This is a genomic window from Rhodanobacter lindaniclasticus (assembly GCF_004799035.1).
Taxonomy (GTDB): domain Bacteria; phylum Pseudomonadota; class Gammaproteobacteria; order Xanthomonadales; family Rhodanobacteraceae; genus Rhodanobacter; species Rhodanobacter lindaniclasticus.
In genome coordinates, this window is the sequence record NZ_MWIO01000026.1 from 13,360 (window position 1) to 34,020 (window position 20,661).

General features: G+C 69.8%; 18 protein-coding genes. 15 read left to right on the forward strand and 3 right to left on the reverse strand.

What is annotated here, in order from left to right; all coding sequences use genetic code 11:
• Window positions 1-17 precede the first annotated feature (17 nt).
• From B1991_RS08700 to B1991_RS08710, 3 genes are all read right to left on the reverse strand, one after another.
• Window positions 18-917 carry a cation diffusion facilitator family transporter gene (locus tag B1991_RS08700; protein ID WP_136258333.1) on the reverse strand — a complete coding sequence of 300 codons (900 nt, stop codon included), beginning with the start codon at window positions 915-917 and terminating at the stop codon, window positions 18-20.
• A 118-nt stretch (window positions 918-1,035) separates the two neighbouring features.
• A complete protein-coding gene (locus B1991_RS08705; protein ID WP_136258334.1) occupies window positions 1,036-1,551 on the reverse strand; it encodes a Slp family lipoprotein in 516 nt (171 codons plus the stop codon).
• Between the two features lie 38 nt (window positions 1,552-1,589).
• Window positions 1,590-2,504, reverse strand: coding sequence for a 23S rRNA (adenine(2030)-N(6))-methyltransferase RlmJ (locus tag B1991_RS08710; protein WP_136258335.1), 915 nt, complete (start codon window positions 2,502-2,504; stop codon window positions 1,590-1,592).
• A gap of 165 nt (window positions 2,505-2,669) precedes the next feature.
• On the opposite strand from B1991_RS08710, the gene B1991_RS08715 reads away from it, so the two are divergent.
• From B1991_RS08715 to B1991_RS08785, 15 genes are all read left to right on the forward strand, one after another.
• Complete coding sequence (locus tag B1991_RS08715; RefSeq protein WP_136258336.1) at window positions 2,670-3,014, forward strand: hypothetical protein; 345 nt, start codon at window positions 2,670-2,672, stop codon at window positions 3,012-3,014.
• A gap of 99 nt (window positions 3,015-3,113) precedes the next feature.
• Window positions 3,114-3,509 (forward strand): hypothetical protein, encoded by a 396-nt coding sequence (locus tag B1991_RS08720; RefSeq protein WP_246031112.1) that lies wholly within the window; start codon window positions 3,114-3,116, stop codon window positions 3,507-3,509.
• Between the two features lie 103 nt (window positions 3,510-3,612).
• Window positions 3,613-5,349 (forward strand): copper resistance system multicopper oxidase, encoded by a 1,737-nt coding sequence (locus B1991_RS08725; protein WP_136258337.1) that lies wholly within the window; start codon window positions 3,613-3,615, stop codon window positions 5,347-5,349.
• Window positions 5,346-6,431: a copper resistance protein B gene (locus B1991_RS08730; RefSeq protein WP_136258338.1), complete on the forward strand. Its 1,086-nt coding sequence runs from the start codon at window positions 5,346-5,348 to the stop codon at window positions 6,429-6,431. Before B1991_RS08725 ends, B1991_RS08730 begins: the two co-directional genes overlap by 4 nt.
• A 9-nt stretch (window positions 6,432-6,440) precedes the next feature.
• Entirely contained in the window at window positions 6,441-7,526 is a 1,086-nt protein-coding gene (locus B1991_RS08735) for a DUF4440 domain-containing protein (protein WP_136258339.1), read from the forward strand.
• A 2-nt stretch (window positions 7,527-7,528) separates the two neighbouring features.
• Window positions 7,529-7,981 (forward strand): DUF411 domain-containing protein, encoded by a 453-nt coding sequence (locus B1991_RS08740; protein WP_136258340.1) that lies wholly within the window; start codon window positions 7,529-7,531, stop codon window positions 7,979-7,981.
• A gap of 61 nt (window positions 7,982-8,042) precedes the next feature.
• The gene (locus B1991_RS08745; protein ID WP_136258341.1) at window positions 8,043-8,471 is read left to right on the forward strand and encodes a hypothetical protein; all 429 of its coding nucleotides are present in this window, start codon (window positions 8,043-8,045) and stop codon (window positions 8,469-8,471) included.
• Between the two features lie 81 nt (window positions 8,472-8,552).
• Window positions 8,553-9,824: a TolC family protein gene (locus B1991_RS08750; protein WP_136258342.1), complete on the forward strand. Its 1,272-nt coding sequence runs from the start codon at window positions 8,553-8,555 to the stop codon at window positions 9,822-9,824.
• Entirely contained in the window at window positions 9,821-11,137 is a 1,317-nt protein-coding gene (locus tag B1991_RS08755) for an efflux RND transporter periplasmic adaptor subunit (RefSeq protein WP_136258343.1), read from the forward strand. Before B1991_RS08750 ends, B1991_RS08755 begins: the two co-directional genes overlap by 4 nt.
• Window positions 11,134-14,307, forward strand: a complete 3,174-nt coding sequence (locus B1991_RS08760; protein WP_136258344.1) for an efflux RND transporter permease subunit — start codon at window positions 11,134-11,136, stop codon at window positions 14,305-14,307. The genes B1991_RS08755 and B1991_RS08760 overlap by 4 nt, the downstream gene beginning before the upstream one ends.
• A 6-nt stretch (window positions 14,308-14,313) precedes the next feature.
• Complete coding sequence (locus B1991_RS08765) at window positions 14,314-14,529, forward strand: GDCCVxC domain-containing (seleno)protein (protein ID WP_281280538.1); 216 nt, start codon at window positions 14,314-14,316, stop codon at window positions 14,527-14,529.
• 171 nt (window positions 14,530-14,700) lie between these two features.
• Window positions 14,701-15,021, forward strand: a complete 321-nt coding sequence (locus B1991_RS08770; protein ID WP_136258346.1) for a hypothetical protein — start codon at window positions 14,701-14,703, stop codon at window positions 15,019-15,021.
• A gap of 71 nt (window positions 15,022-15,092) precedes the next feature.
• A complete protein-coding gene (locus B1991_RS08775; RefSeq protein WP_136258347.1) occupies window positions 15,093-16,373 on the forward strand; it encodes a TolC family protein in 1,281 nt (426 codons plus the stop codon).
• Window positions 16,370-17,467 carry an efflux RND transporter periplasmic adaptor subunit gene (locus B1991_RS08780; RefSeq protein ID WP_136258348.1) on the forward strand — a complete coding sequence of 366 codons (1,098 nt, stop codon included), beginning with the start codon at window positions 16,370-16,372 and terminating at the stop codon, window positions 17,465-17,467. The genes B1991_RS08775 and B1991_RS08780 overlap by 4 nt, the downstream gene beginning before the upstream one ends.
• Window positions 17,467-20,580 (forward strand): efflux RND transporter permease subunit, encoded by a 3,114-nt coding sequence (locus B1991_RS08785; protein ID WP_136258349.1) that lies wholly within the window; start codon window positions 17,467-17,469, stop codon window positions 20,578-20,580. The genes B1991_RS08780 and B1991_RS08785 overlap by 1 nt, the downstream gene beginning before the upstream one ends.
• Window positions 20,581-20,661 lie beyond the last annotated feature (81 nt).

Sequence of the window (20,661 nt, forward strand, 5' to 3'; positions counted from 1 at the left end):
GGACGCAGCCGGAGCGATCAGTCCGCGTTGTCCGGCTCGAAGAAGCTCCAGCGCACTTCGCCGAACTGCGCTTTCATCGCCGCCTCGACGGTGTTGATCGCATCGATCAGGTTGGCGGTGGGCTGCATGCGCGCCTTCACCGCCACCATCACGTCGGCGCCCATCTGCAGGGTGATCAGGTTGAGGACGTCGGCGACTTCGGGGCGGTTCTTCAGGAAGCTCATCAGCTGGTCGCGGCGGCGCGGTTCCACGCCCTGGCCGATCAGCAGCGCCTTCACCTCGATCGCCACCAGCACGGCGACGACGATCAGGAGGGTGCCGATGGCAATGGTGCCGGCGGCGTCGAACATCAGGTTGCCGGTAAGCATGGTGGCGCCCACCGCGAGCGCGGCCAGGCAGAGGCCGACGAGGGCGGCCAGGTCTTCGCCGAAGATCACCAGCAGTTCGCTGGAGCGGGTTTCGCGAAACCACGTCCACAGATCCTGGTCACCACGTGCCTTGTTCACTTCCTGCAGGCAGCCACGCATCGAGATGCCTTCGACCACGATGCCGAACACCAGCACGCCCATCGCCAGCCACGGCCACTTCAGCGGTTCGGGGTGGGTGAGCTTGTGCACGCCTTCATAGATCGAGAACATGCCGCCGACGCTGAACAACAGGATGGCGACGAGGAACGACCAGAAGTACAGCGCACGGCCCCAGCCCAGCGGGAATTCGTCGGACGGCGGACGCTTGGCCTGGCGGATGCCGAGCAGAAGCAGGCCCTGGTTGCCGCAGTCGGCCAGCGAGTGCACCGCCTCGGCCATCATCGCGCCGGAGCCGGTGACCACGGCCGCGACGAGCTTGGCCACGAAGATGGCGAAGTTCGCCCCCAGCGCGAGAAAGATGGCCTTGATGGGGTTGGCGTGGGAAGACATGCGCGGGCCTGGGCAAGGAATGGACGGCCATTGTAATGGACGCTTGCCCGGCCCCTCGATTGGACGTCGCCGCCCGTGGAATCGCACCTGGGAGAGAGAGCGTCTCCGCTGCAGCGACTCAGCGGATGCCGACGCCCACGCCGAGTCCGAAGTGCACGTTGCTGCGGCCCTTCTGCATTTCCTCGGCGGTCCACACGTGCGACTGCGTCACGTCGACCAGCGGAAACAGGTAGTCGGCCTGGCCGACCTGGCCGGCGCGGGTGCCATTGAGTTTGCCGTCGACGGTCATCAGTGCGCCGGCGGGGTAGTCGAGCGGCTCAATGTAGCCCTGCAGCACGGCGATGAAGCGGCCGTTGCCGCTGTCGTTGGCGCGCGGGCGTTGCGAGGAATCCAGCGGGTAGGCCAGCAACTCGATTTCGCTGTGGTCCTGGAAGTTGGTGACGTGCACGATGCGCCCGCCCCAGATGACTTCGTTGCCACTGTAGTGCTCCGGCGTTTGCGCCACTTGCGCGGGGGTGGCGAGCACCGCGTTGCCGGTGGTCTTGTAGATCGGTGCAGGCGCGCAGGCGGCCAGCACGAGCAGGGCGGCGGGCAGGGCGAGCCGGATCAGCAGCGAGGCGGGGCGGTTGCGCATGGTCGTGGTTCCTGGACGGACACGGGGACGGGCTCAGCTTAGCGACGGTTCGGCCTGGGTGGTAGTCGCGAGGCGGGCAGGGGGCTGGGCGTATTCAGCTGGCTGCCGGCCTCGTCCAGCAGCCAGTCGAGTTTCACCGTGGCCGGGTGCTCGCGCGCCAGCAGGCCGGCCAGCACGCGCAGCGGTTCGCGCAGGGCGTCGTCCAGCTTCCACGGCGCGTTGAGGATGACCATGCCCGAACCGTTGAGGCGCAGCGGCGAGTCGTCCGGGTGCACCAGCAGCTCGGCGCGCAGGACGCGTTTCACCCCGCTGTGCTGCAGGCGGCGCAGGAACGGCTGCACCTGGCTGCGCAGCTTGATCGGGTACCACACCGCATAGACGCCGGTGGGCCAGCGTTGCAGTGCCGGTTTCAGCGCCTGCTCGATCAGCTTGTACTCGGCGTCCTGAGCCTCGTAAGGCGGGTCGATCAGCACCAGGCCGCGCTTCTCCTGCGGCGGCACCAGCGCCTTCAGCGCCTCGTAGCCGTCGCGCTCATGCACATGCACCTGGTGGTTGCCGCGGAACAGGTCGCGCAGCTTGCAGGCCTCCTCGGTATGCAGCTCGCACAGCTGGGCGCTGTCGCCGGGGCGCAACAGGCGGGCGACCTGCAGCGGCGAGCCGGGGTAACGCTTCAGGCCCTCCGCGTTGTCGGCGCTGCCCAGGATGCCGTCGCGCCAGCGGCGCAGCAGCGGCGGCAGTTTCTCCGCCGGGTGCAGGCGCGCGATGCCGTCCTTGAACTCGCCGGTCTTTCCCGCCTCGAAGCCGTCCAGCGGATAGTTGCCGCTGCCGGCATGGGTGTCGATGTAGCAGAACGGCGTGGGCTTGGCCTGCAGCGACTCGATCAGTGCCAGCAGCACGACGTGCTTCAGGACATCGGCAAAATTGCCGGCGTGGTAGGCGTGGCGGTAGTTCATGGCGATCACGGGAATGGGGACGCCCAGTATAGAGGTCCGCTGCCGTGCTCCTCCCCGGTGCTGCGTAACCTTTCCTGCACATGGGGCGGTGCAGGCTTCGCTTGTTGCAGCGTTGCAACCGGCCGAAGGTGCGGCTCCGGCCGTCCACCTGTGCGGAGAATCATCATGAAATTCCTGCCAAGAGTCGTTGCTTCGACGGCCGCTGTCGGCCTTTGCCTGGCATTCGGCACGGTCAGCGCCCAGAACACCGGGGGCATGGCGCCGGCATCGGCGTCGAGCAGCATGGGGCAAATGGGCCAGATGGGCGGCATGCATCACAGGATGATGCGCCACAACAAGAACGGCAGCATGCACATGATGCCGGCCACGGTGAGCTCGGTGGATACCAAGACCGGCATCGTCGAGGTAGACGCGGGAGGCATGTCGCTGCGCCTGCATTTCCCGCCGGCGTCGGTGGCGAACCTGAAAGCCGGCGACAAGATCACGCTGCGCATGGGCTATACCAAGTAGTTCGTCGGGCGACGGACGAACCGCGGCAGGCGCCGGTCATGGGTCGATGGACCCATGTCCAGAGTTGAGACTCGCCGGCACCGACCCTATGCTGTGCCGATGAATCGCGCACTTCGCCACGCCGCACGCTTGCCGTCCCTACGGGCGATGGCATGGCTGGCGTGGCTGATTCTCGCGCTGGCACCGGTGCACGGCATGCCGCGCCTGATGGCCGACGACGCCATGCAGGGCGCGCCGGTTTCGTCCGTCACGCATACGGCCGAGCATGGCCAGCACGCCATGCCGGCCGCGTCCGATTGTTGCGCCGACCATCTACCCGGCCAGCACGACGGGATGGCGTCGGCCCATTGTGCGGCGGCGTGCGGCAGCATGCTGCCGGCGGTCGCCCTGGTTGCCCTGGTGCCGGTGGCGCCGGAGCCGCTGCACGTCTCCCCCCCGTTTGCCGCCGCGCCCAGTGTCGTGCACGCGACACCGCTGCGGCCACCAGCCGGCTGATTCTCGTTCGTTGCGACCGTGCCTTCACGCCCGCCAGGCGGCGAGCGTGGACGGCGGCCCGTGTCGGCACTGGTCATCGGTGCCTTCCCCGAAGGAGATCCACGTGCATCCATTTCCTCCGTCACCCGCGACCGACCTGTCGCGGCGACGCTTCGTGCAGGGCCTGGCCCTGGGCGGCGCGGCGGCCGGCTTCGGACTGCTGCGGCCCGCGAATGCCTGGGCACTGACCAGCCCGGGCCAGCCCACGGTGCTGAGCGGCACCGACTTCGCGCTGGACATCGTCGAGCGCACCGTCAACTTCACCGGTGCGGCGCGGCCGGCGACCACCGTCAACGGCGGCGTGCCCGGTCCGCTGCTGCGCATGCGCGAGGGCAGCACGGTGAACCTGCGCGTGAGCAACCGCTTGCGCGTGCCCACCTCGATCCACTGGCACGGCATCATCCTGCCGTTCCGGATGGATGGCGTGCCCGGCCTCAGTTTCGACGGCATCGCGCCGGGCGAAAGTTTTCTGTACCGCTTCCAGCTGCGCCAGAGCGGCACCTACTGGTACCACTCGCACTCGGGTTTCCAGGAACAGAACGCGCTGTACGGCCCGCTGGTGATCGAGCCGGCCGGACCCGAGCGCTACCCGACCGACCGCGACTACGTGGTGATGCTCAACGACTGGACCGACGAGGATCCCGCGCGCATCTACGCCAGGCTGAAAAAGCAGAGCGACTACTACAACTTCGCCCAGCCGACCGTGCCGGATTTCTTTCGCGATGTGCGCGAGAAGGGCCTGAGCCAGGCGCTGGCCATGCGCCGGATGTGGGGCGAGATGCGCATGAACCCGACCGACCTGGGCGACGTCTCCGGCTACACCTACACCTACCTGATGAACGGCGCGACGCCGGCGGGCAACTGGACCGGCATCTTCAGGCCCGGCGAGAAGATCCGGCTGCGCTTCATCAACGGTTCGTCGTCCAGCATCTTCGACGTGCGCATTCCCGGCCTGAAGATGACGGTGATCGCCGCCGACGGCCAGGACGTGCAGCCGGTGGCGGTGGACGAATTCCGCATCTCGGCGGCCGAAACCTACGACGTGATCGTCGAGCCGCCGGAGGCGCGCGCGTACACCGTGTTCGCCCAGTCGATCGACCGCAGCGGCTACGCGCGCGGCACGCTGGCGCCGCGCGCCGGCATGGAAGCGGAGGTGCCGGTGCTGGACCGGCGCCTGTGGCTGGACATGCGCGACATGATGGGCGCGATGTCGCAGGCGGAGCACGGCGGCGGCCATGCCGCGATGCCCGGCATGGATCACGCCGGCATGGCCGCCGCGCCCGCCGTGCGCCATGCCCGCACCGAATACGGCCCCGGCGTGGACATGCACGTCGACACGCCGCGCAGCAACCTCGACGACCCGGGCATCGGCCTGCGCGACAACGGCCGCCGCGTGCTGACCTACGCCGACCTGCACACCGTCGGCGGCCCGCTCGACGCGCGCGCACCCGGCCGCGAGATCGAACTGCACCTGACCGGCAACATGGAGCGCTTCATGTGGTCGTTCGACGGCGTCAAGTTCGCCGACGCCAAGCCGGTGCACTTCAACACCGGCGAGCGCCTGCGCATCGTGCTGGTCAACGACACCATGATGAACCACCCGATCCACCTGCACGGCATGTGGAGCGAGCTGGAAAATCCGGATGGCCGGTTCCAGGTGCGCAAGCACACCATCAACGTGCAGCCGGCGCAGCGCATCAGCTACGCGGTGACCGCCGACGCACCGGGGCGCTGGGCTTACCACTGCCATCTGCTGTATCACATGGAGGCGGGCATGTTCCGCGAGGTGGTGGTGGCATGAGCACGAACCACCGGATCACCGCGGTTTCCCTGCGCCGCTCCTTGCTGCTGGCCGCACTGCTGCTGGCCATGCCGCCGGCGGCGACGGCGCAGAGCGCGCCGGCCTCGTCAGGCGGCACGGCGCCGATGGACATGGGCGCGATGCCGGGCATGGACCACGCCGGCATGCACGGCATGGCGATGCCGGCCAGCGCCGGCAGCAGCGCGCCACCGGGGGCGGAGACGCCGCTCAGGAAGGCGAGGAAGCCACACGTCCCCGCCACGCCGGCCGCTGCGCCCGCCGGCACGCACCCCATGCACGGCATGGACCATGGCGCGGCACATGACGTGGGAGCGATGCCGGGCATGGCGATGCAGCCGCTGCAGGTCGGCCCTGCGCCGGCGGACGCCCGCAGCGGCGATTATTCCGACGGCATCGCCGCCAGCTCCGCGCACGCGCTGCACATGCACGGCAGCGTGCCGGCCGGCATGCTGCTGGTCGATCAGCTCGAAGCGTTCCATGGCCGCGACGGCAATGGCCAGTCGTGGGAAGCCGCCGGCTGGTACGGCAGCGACACGGACAAGCTGTGGCTGCGCAGCGAGGGCGAGCGCCGTGGCGGCCGGCTCGACGATGGCGAGGTCGAGGCGTTGTGGGATCACGCCGTCGCCGCGTTCTGGAGCACGCAGCTGGGCGTGCGCCACGACTTCGGCGCCGGCCCGCAGCGCAACTGGGCGGCGTTCGGCGTGCAGGGTCTGGCGCCGTACTGGTTCGAGATCCAGGCCACCGCCTACGTCGGGCCGTCCGGCCGCAGCGCGGCGCGCCTGCGTGCGGACTACGAGCTGCTGTTCACCCAACGGCTGATCCTGCAGCCGGAGCTGGAGGTCAACCTGTACGGCAAGGCGGATCCGGCACGCGGCATCGGCCGCGGCATCTCGGACGCGAAGCTGGGCTTGCGCCTGCGCTACGAGATCCGGCGCGAATTCGCGCCGTACCTCGGCGTAGTCTGGACGCGCCGCTTCGGCGCCACGGCCGATTTCGCCCGCACCGACCATCAGGCAGTCTTCGACCGGCAGTGGGTTGCCGGCCTGCGCATCTGGTTCTGAGGAGAGCCCATGAAACGACTCATCATCACCCTCGCGGTTTTCTGCGCCATCGTCGTCGCCGGCGTCGGCGCCTTCGTCGGGTCCGGCGTCTACAACATCGGTGCCGACGACCACCACACGAAGCCGGTGTACGCGCTGATGCAGGCGCTGCGCGAGCGCTCGATCGCGCATCACGCCAAGGACATCGCGGTGCCGAACCTCGACGACCCGCAGCTGATCCTGAAAGGCGCCGGCCAGTACGCGGCGATGTGCACCGGCTGCCACCTGGCGCCGGGCATGGCCGAGAACGAGATGCGCCCCGGCCTGTACCCGCAGCCGCCCGAGCTGGCGAAGTTCCGGCCCGACCCGCGCGCGGCGTTCTGGGTCATCAAGCACGGCATCAAGATGAGCGCGATGCCGGCTTGGGGCGCCAGCCACGACGACGCCACCATCTGGAGCATGGTCGCGTTCCTGCAGAAACTGCCCGGCATGACACCGGCGCAATACCGGGACATCGTGGCCCGGGCGCCACAGGATCACGACATGGACGAGGCGGGCGACCACAGCCATGGCGGGGTCGCCGACGAGGATGCGCGTGGCGCAGCGGCGATGGAGGGCATGGCCATGGCCGGCGAAGCGGGGCACCGCCACGCCGCCGCCGATGGCGATGCCCACGAACACGCCGCCGCACCCGCGGTCGAGGCGCCGCTGTCGATGGAAGGCATGAAGCCGGGCGCAGCACCGGCGGCCGAAGCGGCGGCGCGGGCCTTCCAGGCCGCGTTGCAGCGTGGCGACCGCGAGGCCGTGCTGGCGCTGCTGGCGCCCGATGTTCGCGTCAGCGAGGGCGGCCACACGCAGACACGCGACGAGTACGCCGCCGGCCATCTGGGCGAGGACATCGCGTTCCTGAAAACGGCGCGGATCACGCCGGTCTCGCTCGGCTCGATGCCGATGGGCGACACCGCGATGGTCGGCAGCGAAAGCGAGATCGAAGCCACGATCAAGGGCAAGCCGGTCACGCTGCGCAGCCGCGAGATGCTCACGCTCAGGAAGGCTGGCGACGGCTGGAAGATCGTGTCCGTCCAGTGGCAAACCACCCCCGTATCAGGAGAATGACGATGAAGCGCTGGCTTTCCCGTGCGGGCATCAGCCTGCTGTTTGCGCTGTTGTTCGCGCCGGCGGCGTTGGCGGCGAACGCGTTCGATGTCTACCGCGACCCGTCCTGCGGCTGCTGCGGCGCATGGGTCGAGTACCTGCGCGCGCACGGCTACACCGTCAGCGTGCACCAGGACCAGCCGATGGCGGCGCTGAAGGCGCGCTTCGGCGTGCCGGACCGCGCCATGTCCTGCCACACCGCGGTGATCGACGGCTACGTGATCGAAGGGCACGTGCCGGTGGACGACATCCGCCGCCTGCTCGCCGAACGTCCCGACGCGATCGGGCTGGCCGCACCAGGCATGCCGATGGGTTCGCCCGGCATGGAGATGGGCGCGCCCGAGCGCTACGACGTGGTGCTGATCGGCCGCGACGGCTCGACCCGCGTTTATGCGACGCACGGCCCGGGTGCGTGAGTGCCGCCGGTTTGATCCGCATCAATTACGCCGCCGCCCCTGGCGCTACAGTGCCCGTGAGATGAAACGCGCCTTCCGCCTCCGCCCGGTCACCCGCCGCCACCTTGCGTGGCTGGTGGTGCTGCTGCTGCTGTGGCAGCAGGTGGCGGTGGCGGCGTATGCGTGCACCAGCGCACCGGCGTCGGCTGGTGCGGACGCAGTGGCCGTGGCGGTGCACTCGTCCTCGATGGCGGCGATGGGCGACCGTTGTGCGGAAATGCCGGCGGCGCCGGTCGACCCGCTATGCCACCAGCACTGCCAGCCTGACCACGCCACCCAGGTCGACGCACGCAGCGCTACGGTGCCGGCCAGCACACTGGCCGCGTTGCCGCCGGAGTCGCCGTCGGTGGCGGCGGTGGCGTCACCGACGCAGCGGAGCCTGGCGCGGCACGACCGCCTGCAGGCGCCACCACCCGTCCCCCGCTTGTTGTTCTGCTCGCTCCTGATTTGATCTGACCCGTCGCGGTATCCACCGACGGACGTCGTGCCTGCGTGGCGCGGCGTGGTTTGCAGATCGACGGAGTGTTCACCCATGTTGTCCATGCGATTGACCCGGCGCCCGATGGTGGCGGGGTTGGCTTTGCTCCTGGGCGGGGCCATGGCCGTGGCGGCCTCTGCCGCCGAAGCACCGCTGACCCTGGAAGCGGCCGTGCAGCAAGGTCTGGCGCGCGCGCCGCAGATGGAGGCGCGTGCCGCCGACGGTACCGCCGCCCGCGAGGAAGCGGCGCGGGCCGGACAGTTGCCGGATCCCGTGCTCACGTTCGGGCTTGCCAATTTCCCCGTCACCGAGCCGGGTGCCTTCAGCCTGCGCTCGGACGGCATGACGGCGCGCACTGTCGGCGTGATGCAGGCCATTCCGTCGCGCAGCGCACGCCGTGCGGAGCGCGACTTGGCCGGCGCGCGGATCGATGCGGCGCAAGCCGATCGCGTAGCCGCCGAGCAAAGTGTGCGCGAGCGCATCGCCGATGCCTGGATCGACGCGTGGTTGGTCGAGCAGCAGCGGATCTTGCTGGCTGACCTGCACGACGAGGCGGCATTGGCGGTGCGGATCGCCCAGGCGCGCCTGCGCGGCGGCGAAGGCAGCGCGGTGGATGCGCTGGCGGCGCAGGCCGAACTGGCCGCGCTGGACAATCGGCTGGAGGCGGTCGCGGCCGATCGGCTGGCTGCGCAGGCGGGCCTGCAGCGCTGGCTGGGGACACCGCCCGGCGCACTCGCCGCGACCAAGGATTTCAGCCGGCTGCCGGTGGCCGCCGAGCGCCTGGTCTCCGCCATCGACCAGCAAGCACCGCTGCAGGCGTGGGCGGCGCGCGAGCAGTTGGCGCAGGCGGCGCTCGATCAGGCGCGTGCGGCCAGGCGCCCGGACTGGAGCGTGAGCGCCAGCTATGGCCGGCGCGCGCCGGGCCTGTCGGACATGGTGATGCTGGAGGTGGGTGTCAGCCTGCCGCTGTTCACGCGCAACCGGCAGGATCGTGGCATCAGCGCCAGCCAGGCGCAGCGGGATGCCGTGCAGGCCGATCACGAGGACGCGCGGCGTGCCCAGCGCGAGGCGGTGACGCGGGCGCTGGCGGCGTGGCAGGGCTGGGAGCAACAGATCGCACGCTATCGGCAAACGCTGCTGCCGCTGGCACGCGATCGCGCGCACATCGCGCTGGCCGGCTACCGCGGCGGCGGCCCGCTGCAGCCGTGGCTGGATGCCCGCCGCGCCGAGATCGAACTGCGCCTGGGCTATGCCGACGCGCTCGCTGCGCATGCGCGGCTGTGGGCTTCGCTTGCCTATCTGCTGCCTTCGGAGGTGACGCCATGAAGCGTCCGCTGATCGTTGTTGCCGCGGTTGCCGCCGCGGCAGCCCTGCTCGTGGCCGGCTACCTCGGCGGTCGCCGCCAGGCCGCGGTCGCGCCCTCGTCCACGCCTGCGTCGGCGGCTGCGGCCGACGCCGCCGGCAAGGTGTTGTACTGGTACGACCCGATGGCGCCGGGCCAGCATTTCGACAAGCCTGGCTTGTCGCCGATGGGCATGCAGATGGTGCCGCGCTACGCCGACGGCGGTGGCCCTGACGAGAGCGTCGTGCGAATCGACCCGACCACCGTGCAGAACCTGGGCGTGCGTACCGTGCCGGTCGGGCGCCGTGTGCTGTCGACCACGCTGCAGGTGCCCGGCACGGTGACGTGGAATCCGCGCGAGGCGAGCGCGGTCAGCGCCCGCGTCGATGCGGTGGTCAGCCAGCTGCACGTGCGTGCGCCGTACACGAAAGTGGCGGCGGGCGAGCCGCTGGCCGAACTGCTGGCGCCGCAGTGGAGCAGTGCGCTGGCCGAGTACGACGCGCTGCAGAACGCGCAGTCGGCCGACGCGAAGGCGCTGCGCCACGCCGCCCGCGAGCGCCTGCAGGTGCTTGGTCTCACCGCCGCGGATATCCGCGCGGCACGTGCTGCTGGTCCGATCACGCTGCATGCGCCGCAGACCGGCGTGGTCACCACGCTTGAAGTGCTTGAAGGGCAGCGGGTCGGCGCCGGGCAGACGCTGATGAGCCTGAACGGCCTGGCCACGGTGTGGGTCGAGGCATCGCTGCCGCAGGCTGTCGCCGGCACGGTGCGCGACGGCACGCCGGTCACCGTCACGCTCGATGCGTTGCCCGGGCAGGTGTTCCACGGCAGCGTGGAGACCTTGCTGCCGGACATCGACAGCGCCACGCGCACCCAGCGCGCGCGCATCGTGCTGGCCAACCCGGACGGCCGGCTGAGTCCGGGCATGTTCGCCACCGTGCAACTGCAGCCGGCCGAAGGCGAGGCGGTGCCGGTGGTGCCGAGCGACGCACTGATCGCCACCGGCGCGCAGACGCGGGTGATCGTGGCGGAGGCGGACGGCCGCTTCCGCCCGCTCGCCGTGCGCACCGGCCGCTCGGCCGACGGTTACACGGAGATCCTCGATGGCCTGCACGGCGGCGAGCAGGTCGTCGTCTCCGGCCAGTTCCTGATCGACTCGGAGGCCAGCCTGTCCGGTGCGCTGGAGCGCCTTGGCGAGGGCGCTGCTGCACCCGCAGCGGCGGCCAGCGCCGCCCATCCGGCAACCCCGCATGACCCGCACGCGGGGCATGCCATGCCGGGCGGAGGCCAGCCATGATCGCCGCCCTGATCCGCGCCGCCGTCGCCCATCGCGTGTTCGTGCTGCTGGCCGCGCTGGTGCTGGCCGCGGCCGGCATGTTCTCGCTGCTGCACACGCCGCTGGACGCGTTGCCGGATCTGTCCGACACCCAGGTGATCATCCGCACCGGCTGGGCCGGGCAATCGCCGCAGGTGGTCGAGGACCAGATCACCTATCCGCTGGCCACCACCATGCTGTCGGTGCCCGGCGCGCGCACGGTGCGCGGCTATTCGTTCTTCGGCGACTCCTACGTCTACGTGCTGTTCGACGACAGCACCGACTTGTACTGGGCCCGTTCGCGCGTGCTGGAGTACCTGAGCCAGGTGCGCGACCGGCTGCCGGCCGGGGTCAATCCCTCGCTCGGCCCCGATGCCACCGGCCTGGGCTGGGTCTACGAATACGCGCTGGTCGATCGCAGCGGCAAGCACGACCTCGGCGAACTGCGCGCGCTGCAGGACTGGTTCCTGCGCTACCAGCTGAAGACCGTGCCGGACGTGGCCGAGGTGGCCAGCCTGGGCGGCATGGAGCGCGCCTGGCAGATCGTGCCGGACCCGCCGGCGCTGGCCGCGCGCGGCATGACCGTGGCGCAGCTGATGGACGCGGTGCGCGCGGCCAACGGCGCCAGCGGCGGCTCGGTGATCGAGCAGGGCGAGGCGGAGCTGATGGTGCGCAGCGAAGGCTATCTGCGCAGCCGCGAGGACTTCGAGCGCGTGCCGGTCGGCACCAATGCGAACGGCGTGCCGGTGCTGCTGGGCGAAATCGCCACGGTGCGGCGCGGGCCGAGCTTCCGGCGCGGCATCGCCGAACTGGACGGCCAGGGCGAAGTGGCTGGCGGCATCGTCGTGCTGCGCTCGGGCAAGAACGCGAAGGCCGCGATCGAGGCGGTCAAGGCCAAGCTCGCCGACCTGAAGCGCAGCCTGCCGGCTGGCGTCGAGATCGTGCCGACCTACGACCGCGCGCAGCTGATCGACGCGGCGGTGGACAACCTGTGGGGCAAGCTGCTGGAGGAGTTCCTGGTGGTTGCGCTGGTCTGCGTCCTGTTCCTCGGCCACCTGCGTTCGGCGCTGGTGGCGGTGGTCAGCCTGCCGCTGGGCGTGCTGGCCGCGTTCATCGCGCTGCACTTGCAGGGCGTGACGGCGAACCTGATGTCGCTGGGCGGCATCGCCATCGCGATCGGCGCGATGGTCGATGCGGCGGTGGTGATGATCGAGAACGCGCACAAGCATCTGGAGCACTGGCGCGACGCGCACGACGGCGCGGAACCGCAGGGCGCGGCGCGCTGGTCGCTGATCGCCGACGCGGCAGCGGAAGTCGGCCCCGCGCTGTTCGTCAGCCTGCTGATCATCGCGCTGTCGTTCATCCCGGTGTTCGCGCTGCAGGGGCAGGAGGGCAAGCTGTTCAAGCCGCTGGCGTTCACCAAGACCTACGCGATGGCAGCAGCGGCCGGACTGGCGGTGACCCTGGTGCCGGTGCTGATGGGCTACCTGATCCGCGGGCGCATCCGCCCGGAACACGCCAACCCGTTCAACCGCGGCCTGATCGCGCTGTATCGGCCGATCCTGGAGGCGGTGCTGCGCTATCCGAAGGCGACCCTGGTGCTGGCCGGGCTGCTCATGCTCAGCGTGCTGCTGCCGCTGGGCCGGCTCGGCAGCGAGTTCATGCCGGCGATGGACGAAGGCACGCTGCTGTACATGCCCACCGCGTTGCCGGGCTTGTCCTCCGGCAAGGCTGCGCAACTGCTGCAGCTCACCGACCGCATGATCAGGACCGTGCCCGAGGTCGAGCACGTGTTCGGCAAGGCCGGTCGTGCCGACACCGCCACCGACCCGGCGCCGATGGAGATGTTCGAGACCACCATCACCTTCAAGCCGAAGGCGCAGTGGCGACCGGGCATGACGATGGACAAGCTCAAGGCGGAGCTGGACCGGGCCGTGCGCGTGCCGGGCCTGAGCAACCTGTTCGTGCCGCCGCTGCGCAACCGCATCGACATGCTGGCCACCGGCATCAAGAGCCCGATCGGCATCAAGGTGCTCGGCTCCGATCCGTCGACATTGCAGGCGGTGGCCGATCGCATCGAGACGGTGGCTCGGCAGGTACCTGGCGTCGGTTCGGCGATTGCCGAGCGGGCGGCCAGCGGTCGCTATGTCGACGTGCGCATCCGCCGGGTCGATGCCGCGCGCTACGGCCTGAGCCAGCAGCAGCTGCAGCAGCTGATCGCCACCGTGGTCGGCGGCGAGCCGATCGGCGAGGTCGTCGCCGGACGCGAGCGCTATCCGATCGTGCTGCGCTACCCGCGGGCCGAGCACGATTCACTCGCCGCATTGAAGGCATTGCCGATCGTCGCGGCGAACGGCGCGCAGCTGACCCTGGAGCAGGTGGCCGGGATCGAGGTGGTCGCCGGGCCGCCGATGCTGAAGAGCGAGAACGGCCAGCTGGCAACCTACGTGTATGTCGATACCGCCGGCCGCGACCTCGGCGCGGTGGTGGCGGACCTGCAACGTGCGCTGGCGCGCGAGGTGCGCCTGCCGCCGGGCGTCACCGTGGCGTGGTCGGGCCAGTTCGAATACCTGGCGCAGGCGATGCAGCGGCTGACCCTGGTGGTGCCGGTGGTGCTGCTGATCGTGTTCGTGCTGATCTACGCCGTGTTCCGCCGGGTGAGCGAGGCGGCGCTGATCATGGCCAGCGTGCCGCTGGCGCTGGTCGGCGGGCTGTGGCTGATCTGGCTGCTGGGGCATGCGGTGTCGGTGGCGACCATGATCGGCTTCATCGCGCTGGCCGGGGTCGCCGCCGAGTTCGGCGTGGTGATGCTGCTGTACCTGCGCCACGCGTGGGACCGCCAGCTCGCCATCGATCCGCGCTCGGGACCAGCCGAACTGGACGCGGCGATCCGCGAGGGGGCGGTGCAGCGGGTGCGGCCGAAGGCGATGACGGTGGCGGTGATCCTCGCCGGCCTGTTGCCGATTTTGCTGGGACGCGGCGCCGGCTCCGAAGTCATGCAGCGCATCGCCGCGCCGATGATCGGCGGCATGCTCACCGCGCCGCTGCTGTCGATGCTGGTCATCCCCGCCGCGTTCCGCCTGCTGGTACGGCACCGGCTGCGTCGGGCCGGTCATGACAGCGATCGGGCAGGTGCGAGCAGAGTAGGGTAAAGACCCATGATGAGCGAGCCCATCCTGCGCAGCACGCTGACCTGTCCGCATTGCGGCCACCAGGCCACCGAGACCATGCCAATCGACGCGTGCCAGTTCTTCCACGACTGTCCCGGCTGCGGCGAACTGCTGCGGCCCAGGCCCGGCGACTGCTGCGTGTTCTGTTCCTGGGGCAGCGTGCCGTGCCCGCCGATCCAGCAGCAGAAGCGCTGCTGCGGCTGATCATCGCCACCCGGTGCAGGGCGGGCCGGCCATGCGTGTCCTGCGCCCCCGGTGCGTGTGCTGATGTGATTGTCTAACGTGCGGGGGCTCTCTTAGGCTTCCGCCATGCTTTTTTCCCGGACGCCACTGCTGGTACGCCTGCGCCGCCATCGTGGCCTGTGGGTGCTGGCCGTGGCCGTGCTGTTGATCAAGCTGGCGACCGGGACCATCTGCCTGGCCGATGGTCCGGGAGCGCGGCTTGCTTTTCCGGATGGCGCCACGGCGATTTCGGCGGTGGCGGCGGCTGTCGATCCCGCCGTCGGCAATGACGACGGCACCTGCGTGCTCGGCGAGGCCGGCGGTTGCCACTGTGTCTGCGCCCATTCGCTGACGCTGCCTGCCACCGTTGCGCTCGCCCTGACGCGGCCCGGCGTCAAGCTCGATGCGCTCGTCGATGCGCTCGATCGCGTCCCCACCGCGCCCGCTTCGCTGATCCGCCCTCCGATCGCCTGAAAACCGCTCCCCTTGTGATGACGCCGCTACCGCGGCGCGTTGCCTCGTGACGTTTTTCAGGAGATCGCTTCATGTCCGTTTTTCGATCGGTGCCTTTGGGCGCCGCCTGCCTGCTGTATGCCGCGGTGCTCGGTGCCGCCCCGCAATCCGATTCCCCGCCTGCTCCTCCCGCATTCGCCGCACCGGCGCCGCTGCAGGTGGCCGTGCGCCTGGTCTGGGAGAGCACGCCCGAAGTGGAGGCCGCGCGGGCCGAGCTGGAGGCGGCGCGGGCGCGTGCCCGGGCGGCGGCGCAGCCGCTGTACAACCCGTCGCTGGCGCTTGACGCCGAGAACGCCGACGTCGACCGGCGCACCGCCGGGATCAGTCTGTCGCTGGACCTGTCTGGCAAGCGGCGCGCCCGCGCCGACCAGGGCGACGCCGAACTGCGCGCCAGCGAGATCGCCTACGACCTGCGCCGTCGGGACATTGCGGCGCGCTGGCTGAAGGGTTGGTCGACGGCGGCGCTGGCTGCGCGCCAGCGCGAACTGGGCCAGCAACGCCTGGCGTTGATGCAGCGCTTCGACGACCTGGCCGCCCAACGCCTGAAGGTCGGCGACATCAGCAGTCCGGAGCGCGACCTTGCGGGCCTTGCGCTGGGCGAGGCGCAAATGCAGCAAGCATCGTTGGCCGGCAACGAGGCGGCGGCCCACGCTGCCTTGTTGGCGATCAGCGGCGATCGCCTCGGCAGCCCGCCGGCCTTGCCGGCCAGCCTGCCGCCCGCCGCCGAAGCATGGCCGCCGCTGGCGACCGGACAGTTGCCGGAAATGATGCGGGCTCGCGCCGAGCAGGCGAGCGCCGACGCGGGCGTGCAGGTGGCGCGCCGGGCGCGCATTCCCGACCCCACGGTCAGCCTGACCGGCGGGCGGGTGCGCAATGGTCCGATCAGCGACCGCGTCGTTGGCCTGAGCGTGTCCATTCCCTTGCCGGTGCTCAACAGCGGCAGCGCGGAGATGGCGGCGGTCCAGGCCGAAGCCGCTGCGGCGGCGGCGAACGTGCGCGCCCGCCAGTTCGCGCTCGACGCCAGCCTCACCGAAGCACGCGCCCGCTACCGCGCCCTGCACGCGGCGGCCGAAGCTTTCCGCAGCGGCCGCGCGGCCGCCTTCCGGGAGCGTACCGCGTTGCTGGAAAAGCTCTGGCGCGCCGGGGAGATCGGCACCTCCGACTACCTCGTGCAGCTCAAGCAGAGCCTGGACACCGCACTGTCCGGACTGGAGCTGGAAAGCCAGGCCTGGCAGGCCTGGTTCGATTACCTCACCGCCGCCGGTCGCCTCAACGACTGGCTCGATGGCCGCACTCAGGAGCTTTCCCGATGAATGACACGAACCTTTGCCGTCGCCTGTTCGCCCTTGCCTTGCTGGCTGCCATCAACGTTACCGTCCGGGCCCAGGACGCCGTGCCCGCCAACCCACTCGCGCTGGATGCCGCCGCGATCGCTGCGGCCGGCATCGTGACCGACAAGGCCACGCTCCGCGTCCTGACCGACGAATTGAAAGCCCCCGGCGAGGTGAAGGCCGACGCTTATGCCACCGTGCTGGTTTCGCCACGGGTGGAATCCCAGGTACTGGCCCGCAAGGCCAGGCTCGGCGACGTCGTCAAGGCGGGCGAGCCGCTGGTGGAGCTTTCCAGCGTGGAGGTGGCCGGCACGCAGGGCGCGCTGATCGTCGCCGAGCAGGACTGGCAGCGCATCGCCGCACTGGGACCGCAGGCGGTTTCGGCGCGCCGCTACGGCGAGGCGAAGGTGGCGCGCGACCAGGCCCGCGCCAAACTGCGCGCCTACGGCCTGTCCGAAGGTCAGATCCGCGGCTTGCTGAAGGCCGGTTCGGCCAGGGCCGACGGCAGTTTCGAGCTGCTCGCCCCTGCCGCCGGCCGGATCACCACCGACGATTTCCTGGTCGGCGAACGCGTCGAACCCGGCCGCACGCTGTTCACCCTGGTCGAGGAAGACTCGGTGTGGGTCGAGGCCCAGATGGCCCCGGCCGATGCCGAGAAAGTCCAGCCGGGAGACACGATACGCGTGCTCGCGCACGACGCGTCGCTCCCCGGCACGGTGATCCAGCGCTCGCACCGGACGGACGAACGCACCCGCACCGTGCCGGTGCGCATCGAGGTGGACAACCGCCAGGACCTGCTGCATCCGGGCGAGCTGGTCGAAGCCCGCATCGCCGTGGGCGGCAGCCGGCAGGTGCTCGCCGTGCCGGCCGATGCCGTCGTGCTGCTGCAGAACCAGCCCACCGTGTTCGTACCCAGGGCCAAGGACCAGTTCGAGGCCGCGCCCATCGTCACTGGCGACAGCCGGGAAGGCTGGACGGTGGTGACCGACGGCCTCAAGCCCGGCGCGCCGTACGTGCGCAAGGGCGCCTTTGCGCTGAAGGCGCGCCTGCTGCGTTCGCAACTGGGAGAAGAATGATGCTGGAGCGTCTGATCGAACTCTCGCTGCGCTACAAGGTACTGGTGCTGATCGCTTTCGCGGTGATCGGCCTTCTGGGCGTGCAGGCTGCGCGCCAACTGCCGATCGATGCCTTCCCCGACGTCACGCCGGTGCAGGTGAATGTCTATACCGAAGCCTCGGGCCTCGCCGCCGAGGACGTCGAGCAACTGCTGACCACGCCGGTCGAATCGGCCCTGGCCGGCCTGCCCAGGGTGGAACAGATCCGTTCGGTCAGCCTGTTCGGCCTGTCCTATGTGGCGGTCTATTTCGACGACGGCATGGACATCTACTTCGCCCGCCAACTGGTGAACGAACGCCTGCAACAGGTGGGCGACCGCCTGCCGGCCGGCTACGGCAAGCCGGAGATGGGGCCGAACACCTCCGGCCTCGGCCAGGTGTTCTGGTACACCGTCGAACGTGCCGACGAAGAGCTCAAGAACGCGCCCGACGACATGGACCTGCGCACGCTGCAGGACTGGACCATCCGCCTGATCCTGCGCACCGCGCCGGGTGTGGACGACGTCACTTCGTGGGGTGGCCAGGAAAGGCAATACCAGGTGCGCATCGACCCGATGAAGCTGATCGCGCACCAGCTGGGCTTCAAGGACGTGATCGAGGCCCTGCAGGCAAACAACGCCCAGGTCGGCGGCAACTTCGTCGACATCGGCCGCGAGCAATATCTGGTACGCGGCCTGGGGCTGGTGTCGGATGTGAAGGACATCGGCGACATCGTGCTCAAGAGCGAGGACGGCACGCCGGTCTACGTACGCGACGTGGCGAGCATTGTCGAGGCGGGCGCGCCGCGTACCGGCGCCGTCACCCGCGATGGCAGGGAAGTGGTGCTGGGCATGGCGCTGGCACGCATCGGCGAGAACGCCAAGAGCGTCGTCGACGCGGTCAAGGCCAGGCTCGACACGGTCAGGCAGGCGCTGCCGCCGGGTGTCGCGGTGAAGCCGGTGTACGAGCGTACCGAACTGGTCGACGCTGCGGTGGGAACGGCCGTGCGCGCGCTGGTCGAAGGCTCGATCCTGGTCGCCTTGGTGCTGTTCCTGTTCCTGGGCGAATTGCGCAGCGCGCTGGTGGTGGTCATGGCCTTGCCGCTGGCGATGCTGATCGCCTTCATCTGCATGAACCAGATGGGCCTGTCGGCCAACCTGATGTCGCTGGCGGGCCTGGCGATCGGCATCGGCATGATGGTGGATGGCGCAGTGGTGATGGTGGAGAACGCCTTCCGCATCATGGCCGAGCGCAAGGCCCAAGGCCTGCCGGTGGACCGCGCCGCCGCCGTGCTGATGGCCGCCCGCGAGGTGGCCAGGCCGGTGGCGTTCGCGATCCTGATCATCATCGTGGTGTTCCTGCCGCTGTTCAGCCTGCAGGGGCTGGAAGGCAAGATGTTCAAGCCGATGGCCTTCAACATCAGCTTCGCCATGGCCGGCTCGCTGCTGCTGGCGCTGACCCTGATCCCGGTGCTCGCGGCGCTGGTGCTGAAGCCGAAGGAAGAGAAGGACACCCGGTTGGTGGCCATTCTGAAGCGCCACTACGCCACCGCGCTGGCGTGGTCGCTGGGCCATCGCAAGCGCGTGCTGGGCGTGGCCGCGGGCGTGTTGCTGGGCAGCCTCGCGCTGTTCCCGTTCCTCGGCAAGGAGTTCATGCCCAACCTCAAGGAGGGCGCCATCATGTGGCGCATCACCTCGATCCCGTCCGCGTCGCTGGATGAATCGATCGGAATCTCCCGGCGGGTCTCGGCGCTGATCCGGCAGAAGTTCCCCGAGGTGGAAACCACGCTGGCGATGATCGGCCGCGCCGAGAAGGGCGAGACGGCGGACGTGAACTACATGGAGGTGTACACGCCGCTGAAGCCGAAGAGCGAGTGGCGCAAAGGCGCGACGCTGGAGAGCCTCGAAGCGGACATGCAGAAGGCGCTGTCCGATGCCTTGCCCACGGCGGTGGTGAGCTACACCCAGCCGATCCAGATGCGCATCGAGGAGCTGATCTCCGGCGTACGCGCCACGCTGGCGCTGAAGATCTACGGCGACGACCTGGGCGAGCTGGACCGGCTCAGTGGTCGCATCAAGAACGTACTGGCCGGCGTGCCCGGCGTGGCCGACCTGGCGCTGGAGGCCAACTTGGGAAAACCGCAGATTCGCATCCAGGTGGATCGCGATGCGCTGGCCCGTTACGGCCTGAATGCCGACGACGTGCTGGCGGTCGTGAAGAACGGCATCGGCGGCGAGCCGGTGACGACCCTGCTCGATGGGGTGAAGCGCTTCGACATCGCGGTGCGGCTGGACGGTGCGGACAAGGCTTCGCTGCCGGCGATCCGGCGCATCCCGATCCGCACTTCCAGCGGTGCGCTGGTGCAGTTGTCGCAGGTGGCCGCGGTCGACGAGGCGGAAGGCTACTCGTTCATCCGCCGCGAGCAGCTGCAACGCTACGCGGTGATCCAGATGGACGTGCGTGGACGTGACATCGACGGTTTCGTCAACGAGGCGAATGCGGCGATCGCCCGGCAGGTGACGCTGCCGACGGGCTACTACAGCGAGTGGGGCGGCGCGTTCGAGAACCAGCAGCGGGCACTGAAGCGGCTCGCGCTGATCGTGCCGGCCACGATCTTCTTCATCTTCGTGCTGCTGTACACCGCGTTCAATTCGGTGAAACACGCGGCGCTGATCCTCGCCAACGTGCCGTTCGCCACCATCGGCGGTCTCGTCGGGCTGGCGCTCACGGGGCAATACCTGTCGGTGCCCTCGGCGATCGGTTTCATCGCGGTGTTCGGCGTGGCGATGTTGAACGGCATCGTGCTGGTGAGCTTCCTGAATGAGCAGCGCGAGCGTGGTCTGGCCGTGCGTGACGCGGTGCTGCGCGGTACCGCGCTGCGCCTGCGGCCGGTGCTGATGACCGCCAGCGTGGCGATCCTGGGCCTGGTGCCGATGCTGCTGTCCAGTGGCGTGGGCGCGGAAACCCAGCGCCCGCTGGCCACCGTGGTTGTCGGTGGGTTGATTACCTCGACCCTGCTGACCCTGGTCCTGCTGCCGGTGCTGTACGACTGGCTGGAGCAGCGTGCCGAACGCAAGACCGCCGGGGTTGCCTGAGGCGGCCCGCGGCGTGGAGAACACCGCTTCCGGCGATGTTCTCCACGCCGCGGATGGGATTCACGTCCGAAGCGGCCAGCG